Here is a 17,825-nt window from a genome sequence, read left to right as displayed (position 1 = left end):
CAAGGCATTGAATAGTTGAGTAGATTTATAGTATGTCGTTTTTATCGGGTGTGATGCTGGGGCTAAGTTTAATTATTGCCATTGGCGCGCAAAATATTTGGATTTTAAGCCAATGCATGGCTGGCGCTAATCGATTGGTTTTAGCCACGGTATGCATTATTTGCGACGCGACTCTTATTTTAATAGGTGTATTTGCAGCAAATGAATTACAGCAGTTATTACCAGGATTACTGCCTTGGTTAACATGGGGCGGTATTGCGATGCTATTGTACTTAGCGTATGGATCTGCAATGCGAGCGATTAAAGGGACTTCGGGTTTAAAAATAAGCCAAGTAGAAAAAGTAAGCTGGTGGAGTACTGCCCTTTCGGCCTTTGCAATCAGTTTGCTAAATCCACATGTGTATTTAGATACCGTGTTATTACTTGGCAATATTGGCGCTTTACAACCAAACCCAATGCATTTTGCACTTGGCGCTTGTGTTGGGTCACTAATTTGGTTCAGCACTTTAGTGCTTTTTGCTCCTAAACTTAAAAGCATATTAAGCTCATCATTAAGATGGCGAATATTTGATACCACAATTGCAGTTATATTATGTTTTGTGGCGTTTAGTCTTTATAACGTACCTAGCCAATAATAAAAAAGCAGCGACTTTTAACAAGCGCTGCTTTAATTTTATCTGCTCAGGCTAATACATTTTTACTGCTAGCCTTAAGTTTATAAGTTAAGACATTATTTTAAACAATAAATCTCTAACTGTTGCAGGCTCAAATGGTTTATCACAAATGGCATCAACGCCAGCTTGAGCAATATTGGCTAAGTGAGTGTCGTTTGCTTCTGAACTCACCATTAAAATAGGGATATGTGAGTAGGTGTTTGACCCTCTGACGGTTTCGGTTAGCTCTTTGCCATCCATTTCAGGCATATTATAATCCGTAACAATCAAATCGAATGACTGTGTATTTAATTGTTCGATGGCTTGTTTGCCATCTTCAGCTTCTACTGGTGCTGGGATCCCCATCCCCGCAAGTACGCGAATAATGTGTTTACGCGCAAAGCGACTGTCATCAACTACAAGTACACGTAATAAAGTAATATCAAAGTGTTCAAGCTCAACTTCTTCTTCACTAATAATATCTAAAGTAGCTTTAAGTGCGCGCGTTATAGCTTCAGCACTAAATGGTTTAGGCAAAATAGCTAATACACCCGACTGCCTTAACTGCTCTAAGTACTTTTTGTTACGCTCACTTGACACCAACATAAATGCTTGGTTTTCTGTTAATGGATTTGATCTGATTTTTTGTAGTAAGGAGTCAGCGGTACCGTCTGAAAAGTACATACTACTAATAACTAAATCAGGCTGGTAACTATTAAGCATTGTTAGCGCTTGTTCTTGCGATGTTGCTTTTTCAACCTGCTTTACACCACACTGAGTCAGTGATTTTATAATAAGCTTTTGTTGAACATCTGAAGGCTCTACTAATAATATTGATAAATTTGCTATTGCTGTTAAATCACTCATTTACATCTCTTCAGTGTTGTTATGTTTACAGTATGACGATTAATGTATAAGTTAAGATTATAGATCAACAATGTACAAGCGAAGGAGAAATACTTTATAAAATTGTAAAATAAATATAAATAGCGTATTTATCACACATAATCACCAACTTAATTTAGCTATTTTGAATATACTCAAGCGCAGTCATTTTTTTATAACTCACATTGGGGTGTAAAATATGAGCTGGTTCGGGGTCTACAACTTCAATGGGAATGTTGTAATCACGCGCTATTTCTATCGCCATTTGCGTAATATTAACGCTAAACGAAGTCCCCATAAATACAATTTTACCGGCATTACTCATGCGTTTTTGCGCTTCGCTAATTCTATAAAGCTCGGTGTAATACTCATCAAACAATAAAACAAAGGGTTTAAAAGAATAATTAAGCTCAGGTGATCGGTTTTTAATATTAAACACTTCAAATAAGGAGTCGTGCAGGCAGCTTTCATCTACCTTTTCCCACGGAGCGGCAAACGGGGTTACATCATCGCCTTGATGGTGAAATAGCGTCATTTGATCGAGCCTGCCATGAATAGCAATGTAATTTTTATTGCCTGCTTTGCCATCAAGCCCATCTATATTTTGAGTAATTAGGTTTTTATCACTCAGCCAATGGTGTACGTCGTTTGGACCATGGTTGCGATACGTTGCAAAGCGATGGTAATACCACGCTAAAAACTCTTTCGGTGCGTTTTTATACATTGCGCGCGTTGCCATTTCCATAGGCGTATAATTTTTACTGCCGATGGTCCAATAACCATCCTCCCCTCTAAAGGTTGGAATACCGCTGGCTGCGCTTACTCCTGCTCCTGTGATGTAAAGAGTGTTCACTTTTCAGCCTCGTAACCCAGTACGTTAGTACTTACTTGCTGTTTATTGTCAATACCGCCAATTCGATATAAAACCCCATTGTGTTCAAGTAAACCACGGTGATCCATACTCTTTACCTCAACCGGTGATAAAACCTGCCATCCATTTTTTTCGATATTAAAGCGCCAAACATGATCACTTGCTGGTGCAGGTTTACCGTCGTAGCCTATTGCGCTGTAATTATATGGATTGTTAGAACCTGCCAGCATATAAATATTGCCATTATAGCTGGTGGCTGCCATTCGATAGTGGGCGGAACCTGTTGGATGTGGCAATGTGCGCCAATCTATTTTTTGTGGATTAGTTGAATCTATTGTACCTTTTAAGCACTGTGCTACGCCTGCAAACGAGCGACGCGAATCAGGATTGGCTTGTGTTTTAACGCCATCACACACAACAATTGTATTGCCGCTAATTGCTGCCGCTTGACCAAATACGGGATCACCTAAAAATGGTGAGGCTTGCTCCCATGTATTATTTTGCGTGTCGTATACTTGTACTAAATTTACGTTGCCGTCGTTATGCCAACCGCTAATTAAGTAAATGTAACGCGCTTTGTAGCTCAGCGCTACGCTATCATCTACAGGCACTGGCATATTGGCTAAAGGAGTATAGGTATCTTTTATTACGTCGTACCTATATACGTCGGGGCTTGAAACTTCAGTATGATCCTCTGCAACTGTATAGCCGCCAAACACATAGGCGTATTCACCTAAACCAACTGCGGTACTTGCTAAGCGCCCTTTTAATGGCAAGCTTGAAGGCACACCAGTTTTAGATTGCCACTGTGAATCGCCAACTTTAAGCGCCCACACTTTGTTATGCACTGACGAGTACTGTTTATCGCGGCCTAATCCCATAAAACTTAAAAAATAAGGCTGATTTTTAATAATAACTTTAGCCACAGCATTATTTGCAACAGGCTCAGGTAAAGCAGGAAGACTTGCTAACGCAAGCGAAAAAAGAAGGCTCATAAGACAAATAATTTAATAAGGATTAATACTCTCAGATTAAATTATTTTGCCCTTAGGAGCCAGCGCTTAGCATCTAAATAATCAAATGCTTTAAACTTAATATAAGTTAATAAGCAACACTGATACGTTGGTTTAAGTGTGCAGCTTTTTGTGCTTCGTCAACTAATGCTATTGCATAATCAGTGACTGATACTTTGCTTTCACCAGCTTCATTTGTAAAAAACTGATCTCCGCCAATACGATAAGGACCTTCACTTTCACCAGGATAAATTACTGCAGCAGGGCTTACAAAAGTCCACGAAGCAGAACTAGTGGTCGTTTTAAATACATTTAATGCTTCACCTTGTGCGAGTGCTTCATCTTTGTAATCTGCAGGGAATTCAGGTGTTGATACAAGTGTTACCCCAGGTGCAACCTCTAAGCTACCCGCACCACCTACCCAAATCAAACGCGTGCTTGTTCCATTTAATGCTGTTAATAAACGCTCTGCGGTTTGTGCAACTAATTCATGATTACCTACTGCACGTCCGCCCACTGAAGCAATAAGTACATCTATACCTTTAAGTACTGAAGCAATATTATCTTGGCTTTGTAAATCAAATACGCGAACGGCAGTTGTATTATCTGTTATTTTCGCTGCGTCACGTACAATGCTGACCACTTCTAAACCGCGCTTAGTTGCTTGTTGTACGATTGTGCTGCCAATCCAGCCTGTTGCGCCTAAAACTGCTACTTTCATTATCTGTATCCTATTATTGAGTTAATGAAGTTAGTTTACTTGCACACTTTTAAGTGATAAACACACTGTTACGATACATATTAGTTCATAATAAGTTACTAATGGATAAAATTACTGCAATTACAAGCTTTGTAGAAGTTGCCCGCTGTGGCAGCTTTACTAAATCTGCTGAGCACTTAAATCTAAGCCGCTTACAAGTTACTCGTCACGTACAAGAAATAGAACAGTGGTTATCGTTGAGATTATTTCATCGCACAACACGTAAAGTAAGTTTAACTATTCAAGGTGAAGAAGCATTAATTTACTGCCAACAAATACTCAGTACAGTCTCTGATTTAAAAAGTCGTGCTCATAGCCATAATAATGAACTAGTTGGTACAATCAGAATTGCATCGCCTATTGGGCTGGGTCAAAATTTATTATTTGAAAGAGTGGAGCAATTTTTACAACTACACCCCAAAACAAATGTTCAGCTCGTACTTTCGGATAACTTATCACAGTTGGTAGACGAACGTGTTGATGTAGCACTGCGCTATATTGAACAACCTGATGATCAACATATTGCCCGTAAACTAATGCATATTGATGGTGTGTTATGTGCCTCGGCAAACTACTTAGCTGAGTCGCCCCCTTAATTAAACCTCAGGACTTACTAAATCATAATTGCCTAGTGCACAGTAGTGCGACAAAATGGCGAATAATATCGGCAACAAATGATCAAAAAGTTGCAATTAAGGGGAATTTGCAATCAAACGAAATGGGCATTTTAGTTAAAGCGGCAATTAGGGGGATGGGAATTGCTAATATTCCTTGCGATTTAGCAAATAAACACTTAAAAAATGGCGAGCTAGTAGAAGTCTTGCCGCATTATTATTCACCTGGCCATAGCCTATGGGCGGTGTACCTATCACGAAGTTATCAGCAAACGTTAGTACGTACATTTATTGATTTTTTAGCACTCAATTGGCAACAAGATATTAAAAAAGTAGTTCAGCATAGACATTAAATTAATAAAAATGACTACATAACTTTAGCAACATTTGCGCCTTTAATTTTGTACATAGCTTGATCGGCATACTTAATGAGTTGATGATCAGTTTGTCCATCATTAGGGTAATTGGCAATACCAATACTAGGATAGATATTGAGACTTAATTCATCCAATTGAAATTCAGCCTTAAATTGAGCTAAAATTTTACGCCTAATAACAACACTTTCGGTTGGTGACTTTAAATTATCTAAAATAATTAAAAACTCATCCCCACCTAAACGCCCTACAGTGTCATATTCCCTCATTACATTCGACAGCCTCTGTGCAATGCTATGCAACAACTTATCACCAACGTTATGACCATAAGTATCATTTACAGCTTTAAAGCCATTTATATCAATAAACAGTAGTGAAAAAAATAAATTATCTCGGTGAGCTTTTACAATTACTTTTTGCAATCGATCCATTAATAACGAACGGTTTGGTAAACCCGTTAATGCATCATGCCCTGCCATGTAATAAAGCTGCTCTTCCATCTCTTTTCGCTCGGTAATATCGTGAGCCACTGCAATTCTTACTTGATGTTCTTCAGACCAGCGAACAGACCATAGTATGTGGACTAATTGTCCATTTTTTCTGAGCCAACGATTTTCAAAACGAGGGTTTATTAACTCTCCTGATAAAAGCGAAGCAATTGCATCGTGCGTTTTTTGATGATCTCCAGAATAGACATAATTAATCATTTTTTTACCAACAACTTCATTGGCTGAATAACCAAAAATTCGCTCAAACGCGGCGCTAACAAAAACAAATGTACCTTGCTTATCTACAACACAAACAGCATCAAGCATTAAATCAAGTACTTCTTGTAAATCCACTAACCCACTTTTTATCATACCTGCTTGCCTCTAGGTTTAATGAAGCTAAATCCAGTATTCGACACCCCTACAACAAAAGCAAAAAATAGCTTTAAAGAAACGATATATTCACTCTCATTTTAATAATGTGCCATCTATATAAATAGCGAGTAATAATTAAGCCTATAACGCATTGCTAAACCATGACAGCTCAAAACTACTTATACTTGATGATTACCTATGAAACAGAGTTAAAATATAGGATCTGTATTTTGCTTTTTCCAATTTAGTAACCAGATAAAATAGCCCCGAGATAGAATGAATTTTAATTCTGAAAGGTCAACTGGCCCAAGACGTTTATTATTTTGAGCGAACTAAACAAATTCCAAAATCAATTTTATTAATAATATAAAGTGCTTTCACATCATTAATTTATGTTAATATCATGTGATAACAGATGCTTTACAAAAACAACGATTGTTTTTGAATTTGGATTGTGTAGGAGACACCTCATTGAAAATATCACAACGCTTTTTATGGCCATTAACCTTTATTTCTCCCTTACTAATGGCTGAGCAATTTGATTACGAAAACCTTGACCTTGATGCCCTAATGGGAATGGATGTTCAAGTCACTTCAGCAATGAAAAGAACTCAATCAGCATTTGATACAGCCTCCTCTATTTATGTTTTAAGTAAAGAGCAAATTACTAACTCTGGTGCTATGTCTGTACCTGAAGCACTAAAAATGGTTCCTGGGCTTATTGTTAGACAACTCGATAATAACCAGTGGGCTATCTCTTCGAGAGGCGTTGCTTCTCGCTTTTCTAGCAAGTTATTAGTCATGATCGATGGCCAAAGTTTATATACACCAAAATTTGCGGCTGTTTATTGGGAAACACTCAATGTTCCTTTGTACGATATTGAACGCATAGAAGTCATTCGAGGGCAAGGTGGGCTTTTATGGGGAAGTAACGCAAATAATGGTGTTATCAATATTATTACTAAAAATAGTATTGATACTCGTGACACATTAGCAACAGCAACCACCGGCAATCAAATAAATGTCGATACAAATTTTCGTTATGGAAACGATATTGGTAATAAAGGCAGTTATCGAATTTATGGCCATGCAAAACATGCAAATGCATCTAAAAAAGGAGCTAGACTCAAACCAAATGATACTACGAAACAATATTCTTTTGGTATACGTGCTGACTATACACCTAATGATGAATTGTCGGGTTTATTTCAAGGCGATGTTACGCATTCAAAATTAGGCCAAAACTACCGAGGTGTAGTTGATGCTACAAATGAAAACATTGCATTTTCTGATGATTTAAAACGTATCGACTCACGTATGATGGCCCGTTTAGAACACAGAATATCAGGCAATGCCAATCAGATGTTACAGGTATCATGGCTCAAACAAAATGGATCTCAAGCCTACATAAAAGAGCATTTCGAATCGATAGATATTGACTACCAAATGAATTTTATTTACCAGTCACTACAGTTTGATTGGGGATTAAACTACCGCTATAACACCATTTCATTTGCACAAAGTGTCTTTTTAGATAGCGATAAAGATTTGGATAACCTTCAGCAGTATGGTGGGCTTATTCAGGCTCAATATAACTTTACCCCTGATACTCTCGATTTTATAATTGGCACTAAATTAGATCATAATGATCTAACAGGGTGGGAAAACCAACCTTCAGCAAGGTTAGTTTACAAACCAATCGAGAATCATCTTGTTTGGAGCGCTATATCCAGAAGTGTACGAATCCCCACGCTTATTGAGTTTAACGATAACTTTAAACTTAATGGAACCAGAGTTCTTGATGTACTTGGCACTAGTACAGGGCTGGTAGCTATAGATGAATATCGAATCGCCACTTTTTTAAATGGTAACGATAAAGTGAAATCTGAGAATTATATCTCTCACGAACTAGGTTACCGATTTTCCGATAACGATTGGTCAATGGACTTTTCCGCTTATAACACGCACGGTAAAAACGTAGCGGTTATTAACTTAAATACCCATTTTGAACAATTCTTGCCTGCTCTCGCTCTGTTTCGATCGGGAGAGATCCCACAAGCAGCTCAAGCGCTTACAACAACTCAAATCAACCTTGATTTAATCTCTGTTGGAAAAACAACAACAAAAGGTTTTGATGTCGTTTTATCGTGGCAACCTATGGATACTCTCAGCGCAGAACTTGGGTACAGTTATACAGACTTTAAATATAGCTTACCTTATGACACAAGCCCTGTGGTTGGGTTTGATTCAACAAATAGGCAGCTATTTGCAAAAGCAAATTACACTCTATTTAACGGCCATTCTCTGTTTTCTACATTACGAGTAGAAAATTCTAATGCGTATAACACAGATAACTACGCAGCATTAGATTTGACTTGGAATTGGCAGATAAATCAACAGTGGTCAACAGCGCTTTCAGGTAAAAATTTATTAGCTAGTTCTCACATCGAATATGGTAATACACACGAAACCTATACTATACCCAATTATATTGATGAATCTTTTACATTCACAATTATGACTACGTTTTAAGTTTATAACATGCTCAAGTCAAAAAGTTTAATCCATCGTACCTTAATTATATTTGTATTTTTATTTAGTGCGAATTGTAATGCAATGGAAAAGGAATACATGCTTAAAGCGGGCTTCTTATATAATTTTGCCAGATTTTCTCAATGGCACTCGCTTCCTCAAAAAGACAATTTTTTTACTCTATGCAGCCCTGATAAACACTTTATTGAGTTAGCAAACATTGTTTTAAAAGAACGAATAGTAAAAGGATTACCTTTAAAGAATAAACATATTGCTCTCAACGATATATCAAACGTATCGTGTGATATGCTTTTTATAACCGTCAATACAATCGCTAATTGGGAAAACCTAAAGTTTTTTCCTTATGACAATATTATGGTTATAGGTGAAACTGAAGGTTTTATTAAAAATGGCGGACACATTAGGTTTTTTCTTTCAAGTGGTAAAATTCGTTTCGAAATAGCGCCTAAAAAGCTTAAAGAAGTAGGTATTACGATGAGTTCAAAAGTATTACGCCTTGCTCGCGTTGTTGATAGGTAATGCAATGAAAAAACTATTTTTATTAAACACAATGAGCAAAAAACTTTTAGTCATTTTAATGTGTGTCGCCCTCGTATCAACCGCAACTGTCACAACCGTATTTAGTGCCTATGAAATAAGTAGCGCGAAAGAAGAGCAAGTAAAAAGTTTAGTATCTCTTTCTAAAATGTTGTCCCCTAATATAACGACAGCGCTTATGTTTGACGATGCAGAAGCAATACAAGAACTTATTAACCCACTGCTTATTCGCTCAGATATAGTATCTGTGATTGTGAGTAATTCAGATGGTAAACCACTTGCTATCGCCAATTCTCTTTCTAAAACAGCACAACATAGTATAGAAATAAGTACCGTTTTAGAGCTAGATTCTCATTGCTATGGTGAGCTCAAAATTAGGGCTAATGATAGCTACATTAATGATAGAGTGGCATTTTATAGTAAGTTTCTTATTATTTTGGTGATATTTACATTTATTGTGAGCTTACTATTATCCTTATTACTCAGACGTCGGTTTTTAAACCCTATATTATATTTGGCACAAACAGCTAACCAAATAACAAAATCGAATGACTATAGCTTACGTGCAAAACAGCTCTCGCAAGATGAGGTAGGCGAACTTACTTCCTGTTTCAACGATATGTTACACACGATTGAACAGCGAGAAAGTTCACTTGAAAATCAAGTTCGGCTTCGTACTAAAGAACTTGAAAATGCAAATTTACAATTACACCAATATGCATATGAAGATGGCCTTACAGACCTACCTAACAGACGTTACTTTTACGAAAAACTACAAAGTTTAATTAGCAAAAAAATATAACTTTTGCCCTTATTTTTATTGATTTAGATGGCTTCAAAGAAATAAACGACAGTCTCGGACATGACTATGGCGATTTACTGTTACATCAAGTCGCAGTTAGGTTACAAAACTGCATAACAGCTAACGATACTGTAGCAAGACTAGGCGGTGATGAATTTACTCTTATTCTAGAAGGAGTAGACAATCAAGCGAGCGCAAGTAAGGTTGCAAATGCAGTAAAAAGTAGCTTAATGCAGTGTATTCATCTAAAAAAGAAAAGGTGTATGTGACTGCAAGTTTAGGTTTAACTTTTTATCCAACGGATGGGGTAACAGTAGAAGACTTAGTAAAGCGAGCTGATCAAGCAATGTATTTATCTAAACATAAAGGTAGAAACCGCTACGAATTTTTCACTTATGCTATGGAAGAACAAGCAATCGAAAAGCGCCGTTTAATAGAACAAATACATACTGCCCTTAAAAAAATCAATTTGAGCTTTATTATCAACCCATTTTTTCTATTAATGGTACATCAGTACCCAAAGCCGAAGCGTTAATACGCTGGAATCACCCTGAGCGAGGTCTAATTAGCCCAAATGAATTTATACCAATCGCTGAAAAGAATGGCTTAATAAGCGATATTGGCCAGTGGGTAAAACTACAAGCAATTAAAGATACTGTTCAATTTAATCTACTTTGCGAAACACCTATACAAATTAGCGTAAATACGTCACCACTTGAGATTGATCGTGCTGGTAATTGGGTAAATGAATGGCTAGAAGCAAGTGAGCAATACAAACTCCCCGCCCATACTATTCTCATAGAAGTTACAGAGAACACGCTAATGGATCCTGATTCTTTAATACAGAGTCAATTAAAGCGACTTAACGCAAAAAATATTGATATAGCAATAGATGATTTTGGTGTCGGTTATTCATCACTTGCCTATCTTCAACGCTTAGATATCGATATCCTAAAAATTGATCACTCTTTTATTAGAGATATAGAAACCAATGAAAACAGCATAGCGCTTATAAAGGCAATAATAACAATGGCACATAATTTAGGTGTAAAAGTTGTCGCTGAAGGGGTAGAAACCCAACATCAGTACTTACTATTAAAACAGTTAGCATGTGATTATATTCAAGGTTATGTATTTTCAAAACCAATCACTAAACAAAGCTTTATTGAAAAGTACGTAAAATCTAAAGTATTACTTTAAAATTAAATACCAGCTCGTATGTGGGTAGTGTCTTTATTACAACCAGCGAGGTACGCGTTTTTTATAATACTGATACTGCTCTGAAAAAGATTGCGATAGATGCTCTTCTTCTACTAAAGTTTGTCTATATAAAGCGCTCACCCCTACAATCAAACATACCAGACTAAATACACACGGCAATGCTAAAAAGAAACCAATTTGAGCCGCTGCAACACCTAAATACATAGGGTTGCGAGAATAGTCATAGAGTCCAGTGGTTTTTAGCTCCTTTGGCCCTTTAGGATCTATTCCTGAGCGCCAAAGTGATGCCATATCAAAATGTACAAACATACTTAATATAAACCCAGCACTCAGTAATACATTGCCAAACATGACCCCAGGCCAACCGTTTAAAGGTTCAAATAATACTAAGTAATTATCTAATTCAGGAATAAAAACTCTCACAACACACACAAACCAAATAGCAGCCCTGAAAAATTTAAACGCCATATGGTTCCACCAACTAGAGCAATACTGCTGACCAGGAAAAATAACGCCAGAGGGTGTGGTTCGATTTTTATAAATAATTCTATAAGTATAAAATCCCGCCACAAATGTATAGAAAATAGCGAGGTAAATACGTGTAAACTCTATTAAGGATACTGAGTCATCTATAAAGGGTTGATAGTTCATTGAGGGAGCTCACACACATTATTTTTTAGCTAATACTATAAATTAACTTTAGTGTTCATACTGTTAATTAACAAGCAAAGTCAGCTAAATGGGCATAAAAGATTAGAGTAAGTTTACCAATGATACCATGTATTATCCATCCACTTTTCTGCAGAAGTAAAAAAGCCCGAATCGTTAAATTCGGGCTTTCTACAATGTTAAGTCGGTGCGCTACGCAGTAGAATGTCATGGTACCCACAGCGGTGGAGAGTCACAGTGAAATGCTACACTATCTTTGTGTCAGGGCGGCCCTCAGTGGGTCTCGCCTTCGAGCTGTTTTGTTTCACTACTGAGTTCGGCATGGGCTCTTGCTACCGCTTTTATTTTCACTTTTCTGCAGACGTAAAAAAGCCCGACTATTTCTAGTCGGGCTCTCTACAATTTGAAGCCTGGTAATGTCTTAGTGCCCACAGCGGTAGAAAGTCACATAACAAATGCTACACTATCATCGGTCGAAGCTTTGACTTCACTACTGAGTTCGGCATGGACTCTTGGCTATTTACTAAATCCCAGATAGCAAAAAACCCGTCACATTGCTGCAACGGGTTTCTTTAATTTGAAGCCTGGTAATGTCCTACTTTCACATAGCAAATGCTACACTATCATCGGCGCTGTTTCGTTTCACTACTGAGTTCGGCATGGAGTCAGGTGGGTCCAAAACGCTATTGTCACCAAGCAAATATGGTGCAAAGAATTAATGACAAGCACGTAGTGCTACCATTTTCTTTGCGCAAGGTGCCTCAACTTTAACGCTACGCGCTAAGAGTCACCTCTTGAATTTGGAAAATATCTGATAATATTTTTTAAGTCTTTCTAAGTAATATCTACTTTAGTCATATTAACTTCTTCGCGTGTTTCACTATCACATAAAACGCGTTTGGCGTTGTATGGTTAAGCCTCACGGGTAATTAGTACAAGTTAGCTTAATGGCTCACACCACTTCCACATCTTGCCTATCAACGTTGTAGTCTTCAACGGCCCTTCAGAGACTTTAAAAGTCTAGTGAGAACTCATCTCGAGGCCTGCTTCGCGCTTAGATGCTTTCAGCGCTTATCAGTTCCGAACGTAGCTACCGGGCAATGCCATTGGCATGACAACCCGAACACCAGCGGTTCGTTCACTCCGGTCCTCTCGTACTAGGAGCAACCCCTCTCAATTCTCAAACGCCCACGGCAGATAGGGACCGAACTGTCTCACGACGTTCTAAACCCAGCTCGCGTACCACTTTAAATGGCGAACAGCCATACCCTTGGGACCGACTTCAGCCCCAGGATGTGATGAGCCGACATCGAGGTGCCAAACACCGCCGTCGATATGAACTCTTGGGCGGTATCAGCCTGTTATCCCCGGAGTACCTTTTATCCGTTGAGCGATGGCCCTTCCATTCAGAACCACCGGATCACTATGACCTACTTTCGTACCTGCTCGACGTGTCTGTCTCGCAGTTAAGCTGGCTTCTACCATTACACTAACCGTACGATGTCCGACCGTACTTAGCCAACCTTCGTGCTCCTCCGTTACTCTTTAGGAGGAGACCGCCCCAGTCAAACTACCCACCAGGCACTGTCCGTAACCCCGATTCAGGGGCCAACGTTAGAACATCAAAACTACAAGGGTGGTATTTCAAGGTTGACTCCACAACAACTAGCGTCGCTGCTTCAAAGTCTCCCACCTATCCTACACATGTAGGTTCAATGTTCAGTGCCAAGCTGTAGTAAAGGTTCACGGGGTCTTTCCGTCTAGCCGCGGGTACACAGCATCTTCACTGCGATTTCAATTTCACTGAGTCTCGGGTGGAGACAGCGTGGCCATGGTTACACCATTCGTGCAGGTCGGAACTTACCCGACAAGGAATTTCGCTACCTTAGGACCGTTATAGTTACGGCCGCCGTTTACCGGGGCTTCGATCAAGAGCTTCTCCCTAAGGATAACCCCATCAATTAACCTTCCGGCACCGGGCAGGTGTCACACCGTATACGTCATCTTGCGATTTTGCACAGTGCTGTGTTTTTAATAAACAGTCCCAGCCACCTGGTCACTGCGGCTCCCGTCCGCTTAGAGAGCAAGTCTCATCACAGATAGGAGCGTACCTTCTCCCGAAGTTACGGTACGATTTTGCCTAGTTCCTTCACCCGAGTTCTCTCAAGCGCCTTAGTATTCTCTACCTGACCACCTGTGTCGGTTTGGGGTACGATTCCATATAATCTGAAGCTTAGAGGCTTTTCCTGGAAGTATGGCATCAGCAACTTCATCACCGTAGTGACTCGTCTCGTGTCTCAGGTTTAATGTTCGTCCGGATTTACCTAAACAAACGCCCTACTCACTTTCACATAGACTACCAACGCTATGCTTGCTTAGCCTGCTCCGTCCCCCCATCGCAATTATATCGAGTACAGAAATATTAATCTGTTTCCCATCGACTACGCCTTTCGGCCTCGCCTTAGGGGTCGACTTACCCTACCCTGATTAACATGGGATAGGAACCCTTGGTCTTCCGGCGTGGGAGTTTTTCACTCCCATTATCGTTACTCATGTCAGCATTCGCACTTCTGATACGTCCAGCATACCTCCCGGTACACCTTCAACCGCTTACAGAACGCTCCCCTACCACTCAGAATAAATTCTGAATCCGCAGCTTCGGTGCATAGTTTAGCCCCGTTACATCTTCCGCGCAGACCGACTCGACCAGTGAGCTATTACGCTTTCTTTAAAGGATGGCTGCTTCTAAGCCAACCTCCTGGCTGTCTGGGCCTTTCCACATCGTTTCCCACTTAACTATGACTTTGGGACCTTAGCTGGCGGTCTGGGTTGTTTCCCTCTTCACGACGGACGTTAGCACCCGCCGTGTGTCTCCCGGATATTACTTTACGGTATTCGGAGTTTGCAAAGGGTTGGTAAGTCGGGATGACCCCCTAGCCTTAACAGTGCTCTACCCCCGTAAGTATTCGTCCGAGGCTCTACCTAAATAGATTTCGGGGAGAACCAGCTATCTCCCGGTTTGATTAGCCTTTCACTCCTAGCCACAGGTCATCCCCTAACTTTTCAACGTTAGTGGGTTCGGTCCTCCAGTTGATGTTACTCAACCTTCAACCTGCCCATGGCTAGATCACCGGGTTTCGGGTCTATACCTTGCAACTAGTCGCCCAGTTAAGACTCGGTTTCCCTACGGCTACCCTATTCGGTTAACCTCGCTACAAAATATAAGTCGCTGACCCATTATACAAAAGGTACGCAGTCACCCAACAAGTGGGCTCCTACTGCTTGTACGTACACGGTTTCAGGTTCTATTTCACTCCCCTCACAGGGGTTCTTTTCGCCTTTCCCTCACGGTACTGGTTCACTATCGGTCAGTTGGGAGTATTTAGCCTTAGATGATGGTCCACCTATATTCAGTCAAAGTTTCACGTGCTCCGACCTACTCGATTTCACTTAAAATGTCTTTTCATGTACGGGACTATCACCCTGTATCGTGGCGCTTTCCAGCAGCCTTCCATTAACACATAATAAGCTTAAGGGCTGTTCCGATTTCGCTCGCCGCTACTTTCGGAATCTCGGTTGATTTCTTTTCCTACGGGTACTTAGATGTTTCAGTTCTCCGCGTTCGCCTCGTTAACCTATGTATTCAGTTAACGATACCTGCAAGCAGGTGGGTTTCCCCATTCGGAAATCCTAGTCTCAAGCGCTTTTTACTAGCTTGACTAGGCTTATCGCAAGTTAATACGTCCTTCATCGCCTCCAACTGCCAAGGCATCCACCGTGTACGCTTAGTCACTTAACCATACAACCCAAACGGGTCTTTGTTTTGTGACAGTTTAACTTCGCCAGAAGTCAATATTGAATACTAAAGTAGATACCAATCAATCAACTCATAAGAGTTAACTAAATGGCACTCAATGGTACTGCTACCATTGTTTTTTTACTTTTGAAAACTCTTGATAAATACAATGTATTCATCAGAATTTTATTATCAGCTTTTCCAAATTTTTAAAGAGCATATTAATTAGTTATCCCAAAGGGACAAGCACTAATTAACAATCATCTGTGTGGACACTACGAACAAATAAGTTCTAAATCGTATAAGGAGGTGATCCAGCCCCAGGTTCCCCTAGGGCTACCTTGTTACGACTTCACCCCAGTCATGAATCACTCCGTGGTAAACGTCCTCCCGAGGGTTAGACTATCTACTTCTGGAGCAACCCACTCCCATGGTGTGACGGGCGGTGTGTACAAGGCCCGGGAACGTATTCACCGCGTCATTCTGATACGCGATTACTAGCGATTCCGACTTCATGGAGTCGAGTTGCAGACTCCAATCCGGACTACGACGCACTTTAAGTGATTCGCTTACCTTCGCAGGTTCGCAGCACTCTGTATGCGCCATTGTAGCACGTGTGTAGCCCTACACGTAAGGGCCATGATGACTTGACGTCGTCCCCACCTTCCTCCGGTTTATCACCGGCAGTCTCCTTAGAGTTCTCAGCATTACCTGCTAGCAACTAAGGATAGGGGTTGCGCTCGTTGCGGGACTTAACCCAACATCTCACAACACGAGCTGACGACAGCCATGCAGCACCTGTATCAGAGTTCCCGAAGGCACCAAACCATCTCTGGTAAGTTCTCTGTATGTCAAGTGTAGGTAAGGTTCTTCGCGTTGCATCGAATTAAACCACATGCTCCACCGCTTGTGCGGGCCCCCGTCAATTCATTTGAGTTTTAACCTTGCGGCCGTACTCCCCAGGCGGTCTACTTAATGCGTTAGCTTTGAAAAACAGAACCGAGGCTCCGAGCTTCTAGTAGACATCGTTTACGGCGTGGACTACCGGGGTATCTAATCCCGTTTGCTCCCCACGCTTTCGTACATGAGCGTCAGTGTTGACCCAGGTGGCTGCCTTCGCCATCGGTATTCCTTCAGATCTCTACGCATTTCACCGCTACACCTGAAATTCTACCACCCTCTATCACACTCTAGTTTGCCAGTTCGAAATGCAGTTCCCAGGTTGAGCCCGGGGCTTTCACATCTCGCTTAACAAACCGCCTGCGTACGCTTTACGCCCAGTAATTCCGATTAACGCTCGCACCCTCCGTATTACCGCGGCTGCTGGCACGGAGTTAGCCGGTGCTTCTTCTGTCAGTAACGTCACAGCTAACGGGTATTAACCGTTAACCTTTCCTCCTGACTGAAAGTGCTTTACAACCCGAAGGCCTTCTTCACACACGCGGCATGGCTGCATCAGGCTTGCGCCCATTGTGCAATATTCCCCACTGCTGCCTCCCGTAGGAGTCTGGGCCGTGTCTCAGTCCCAGTGTGGCTGATCATCCTCTCAAACCAGCTAGGGATCGTCGCCTTGGTGAGCCATTACCTCACCAACTAGCTAATCCCACTTGGGCCAATCTAAAGGCGAGAGCCGAAGCCCCCTTTGGTCCGTAGACATTATGCGGTATTAGCAGTCGTTTCCAACTGTTGTCCCCCACCTCAAGGCATGTTCCCAAGCATTACTCACCCGTCCGCCGCTCGTCAGCAAAGTAGCAAGCTACTCTCTGTTACCGCTCGACTTGCATGTGTTAGGCCTGCCGCCAGCGTTCAATCTGAGCCATGATCAAACTCTTCAATTAAAAAGTTTTATGTCTTTCGACAGCTCAATGAATTCTGAATTTTTGTTTTTGTTGCCAAAAACGAATTGACTGTGCGTTATTATTTTCACTTTTAAAAAAGTGAAATCAAAACAGCTCAAGGCTGAATCTTTTAATAACATATGGTCACTCAGCTTCAATTGAGACTCTAATTTTTTTGCCTCGCTAATTACCCATAAAGAGTAAGTAGTTTGGCTGTTAGAACTCAATCTGTACGAGTGCCCACACAGATGATTGCTTTATATTGTTAAAGAACGTTTTGAGCCACCTTAGCGCCTCAAGGGATGCGAATAATACACCCTTTATTTTTTGAGTCAATACTTTGTTTTAAACTTTCTTTTGGAAGATTTAAAACCGA

General features: G+C 40.5%; 9 protein-coding genes, 3 rRNA genes and 2 pseudogenes. 5 read left to right on the top strand and 9 right to left on the bottom strand.

From position 1 onward, the window contains the following. Nucleotides 1–32 precede the first annotated feature (32 nt). The gene (locus tag P4S65_RS21295) at nucleotides 33–635 is read left to right on the top strand and encodes a LysE/ArgO family amino acid transporter (RefSeq protein WP_337121143.1); all 603 of its coding nucleotides are present in this window, start codon (nucleotides 33–35) and stop codon (nucleotides 633–635) included. Between the two features lie 87 nt (nucleotides 636–722). Here P4S65_RS21295 and P4S65_RS21290 read toward each other — a convergent pair whose 3' ends face one another. The 4 genes from P4S65_RS21290 to P4S65_RS21275 form a co-directional block, all read right to left on the bottom strand. Beyond that, nucleotides 723–1,520, bottom strand: a complete 798-nt coding sequence (locus P4S65_RS21290) for a response regulator transcription factor (RefSeq protein WP_007379040.1) — start codon at nucleotides 1,518–1,520, stop codon at nucleotides 723–725. Between the two features lie 154 nt (nucleotides 1,521–1,674). Next, entirely contained in the window at nucleotides 1,675–2,391 is a 717-nt protein-coding gene (locus tag P4S65_RS21285) for an SIR2 family NAD-dependent protein deacylase (RefSeq protein ID WP_096794269.1), read from the bottom strand. Continuing rightward, nucleotides 2,388–3,404: a Kelch repeat-containing protein gene (locus P4S65_RS21280; RefSeq protein WP_337121142.1), complete on the bottom strand. Its 1,017-nt coding sequence runs from the start codon at nucleotides 3,402–3,404 to the stop codon at nucleotides 2,388–2,390. Before P4S65_RS21280 ends, P4S65_RS21285 begins: the two co-directional genes overlap by 4 nt. Before the next feature lie 106 nt (nucleotides 3,405–3,510). Then, a complete protein-coding gene (locus P4S65_RS21275; RefSeq protein WP_007379043.1) occupies nucleotides 3,511–4,143 on the bottom strand; it encodes an NAD(P)-dependent oxidoreductase in 633 nt (210 codons plus the stop codon). Nucleotides 4,144–4,244: 101 nt separating this feature from the next. Here P4S65_RS21275 and P4S65_RS21270 point away from each other — a divergent pair. Then, nucleotides 4,245–5,149: pseudogene (locus P4S65_RS21270) on the top strand (LysR substrate-binding domain-containing protein). 14 nt (nucleotides 5,150–5,163) lie between these two features. Here the strand turns inward: P4S65_RS21270 and P4S65_RS21265 are convergent. Further along, a complete protein-coding gene (locus P4S65_RS21265) occupies nucleotides 5,164–6,030 on the bottom strand; it encodes a diguanylate cyclase domain-containing protein (RefSeq protein WP_096794265.1) in 867 nt (288 codons plus the stop codon). Between the two features lie 474 nt (nucleotides 6,031–6,504). Between P4S65_RS21265 and P4S65_RS21260 the strand changes: the two genes are divergently transcribed. The 3 genes and pseudogenes from P4S65_RS21260 to P4S65_RS21250 all read left to right on the top strand — a co-directional run bounded on the left by P4S65_RS21260 (nucleotide 6,505) and on the right by P4S65_RS21250 (nucleotide 11,125). Further along, nucleotides 6,505–8,565, top strand: coding sequence for a TonB-dependent receptor plug domain-containing protein (locus tag P4S65_RS21260; protein ID WP_337121141.1), 2,061 nt, complete (start codon nucleotides 6,505–6,507; stop codon nucleotides 8,563–8,565). 99 nt (nucleotides 8,566–8,664) lie between these two features. After that, nucleotides 8,665–9,105, top strand: a complete 441-nt coding sequence (locus P4S65_RS21255; RefSeq protein WP_007379048.1) for a YfiR family protein — start codon at nucleotides 8,665–8,667, stop codon at nucleotides 9,103–9,105. Nucleotides 9,106–9,109: 4 nt separating this feature from the next. Beyond that, a pseudogene (locus P4S65_RS21250) lies at nucleotides 9,110–11,125 on the top strand (EAL domain-containing protein). A gap of 36 nt (nucleotides 11,126–11,161) precedes the next feature. On the opposite strand, the gene P4S65_RS21245 reads toward P4S65_RS21250, so the two are convergent. The 4 genes from P4S65_RS21245 to P4S65_RS21230 all read right to left on the bottom strand — a co-directional run bounded on the left by P4S65_RS21245 (nucleotide 11,162) and on the right by P4S65_RS21230 (nucleotide 17,449). Further along, nucleotides 11,162–11,797 carry a methyltransferase family protein gene (locus tag P4S65_RS21245; RefSeq protein WP_337121140.1) on the bottom strand — a complete coding sequence of 212 codons (636 nt, stop codon included), beginning with the start codon at nucleotides 11,795–11,797 and terminating at the stop codon, nucleotides 11,162–11,164. Nucleotides 11,798–12,397: 600 nt separating this feature from the next. Next, nucleotides 12,398–12,512, bottom strand: a 5S ribosomal RNA gene (rrf, locus tag P4S65_RS21240). 211 nt (nucleotides 12,513–12,723) lie between these two features. Next, a 23S ribosomal RNA gene (locus P4S65_RS21235) occupies nucleotides 12,724–15,614 on the bottom strand. A 299-nt stretch (nucleotides 15,615–15,913) separates the two neighbouring features. Next, a 16S ribosomal RNA gene (locus P4S65_RS21230) occupies nucleotides 15,914–17,449 on the bottom strand. The 16S, 23S and 5S rRNA genes sit together here, the layout of an rRNA operon. Between the last annotated feature and the right edge of the window lie 376 nt (nucleotides 17,450–17,825).

The sequence above is a fragment of the Pseudoalteromonas sp. B131b genome (assembly GCF_037162545.1).
Classification (GTDB): domain Bacteria; phylum Pseudomonadota; class Gammaproteobacteria; order Enterobacterales; family Alteromonadaceae; genus Pseudoalteromonas; species Pseudoalteromonas fuliginea.
This window is presented reverse-complemented; position numbering and strand designations above follow the sequence as displayed.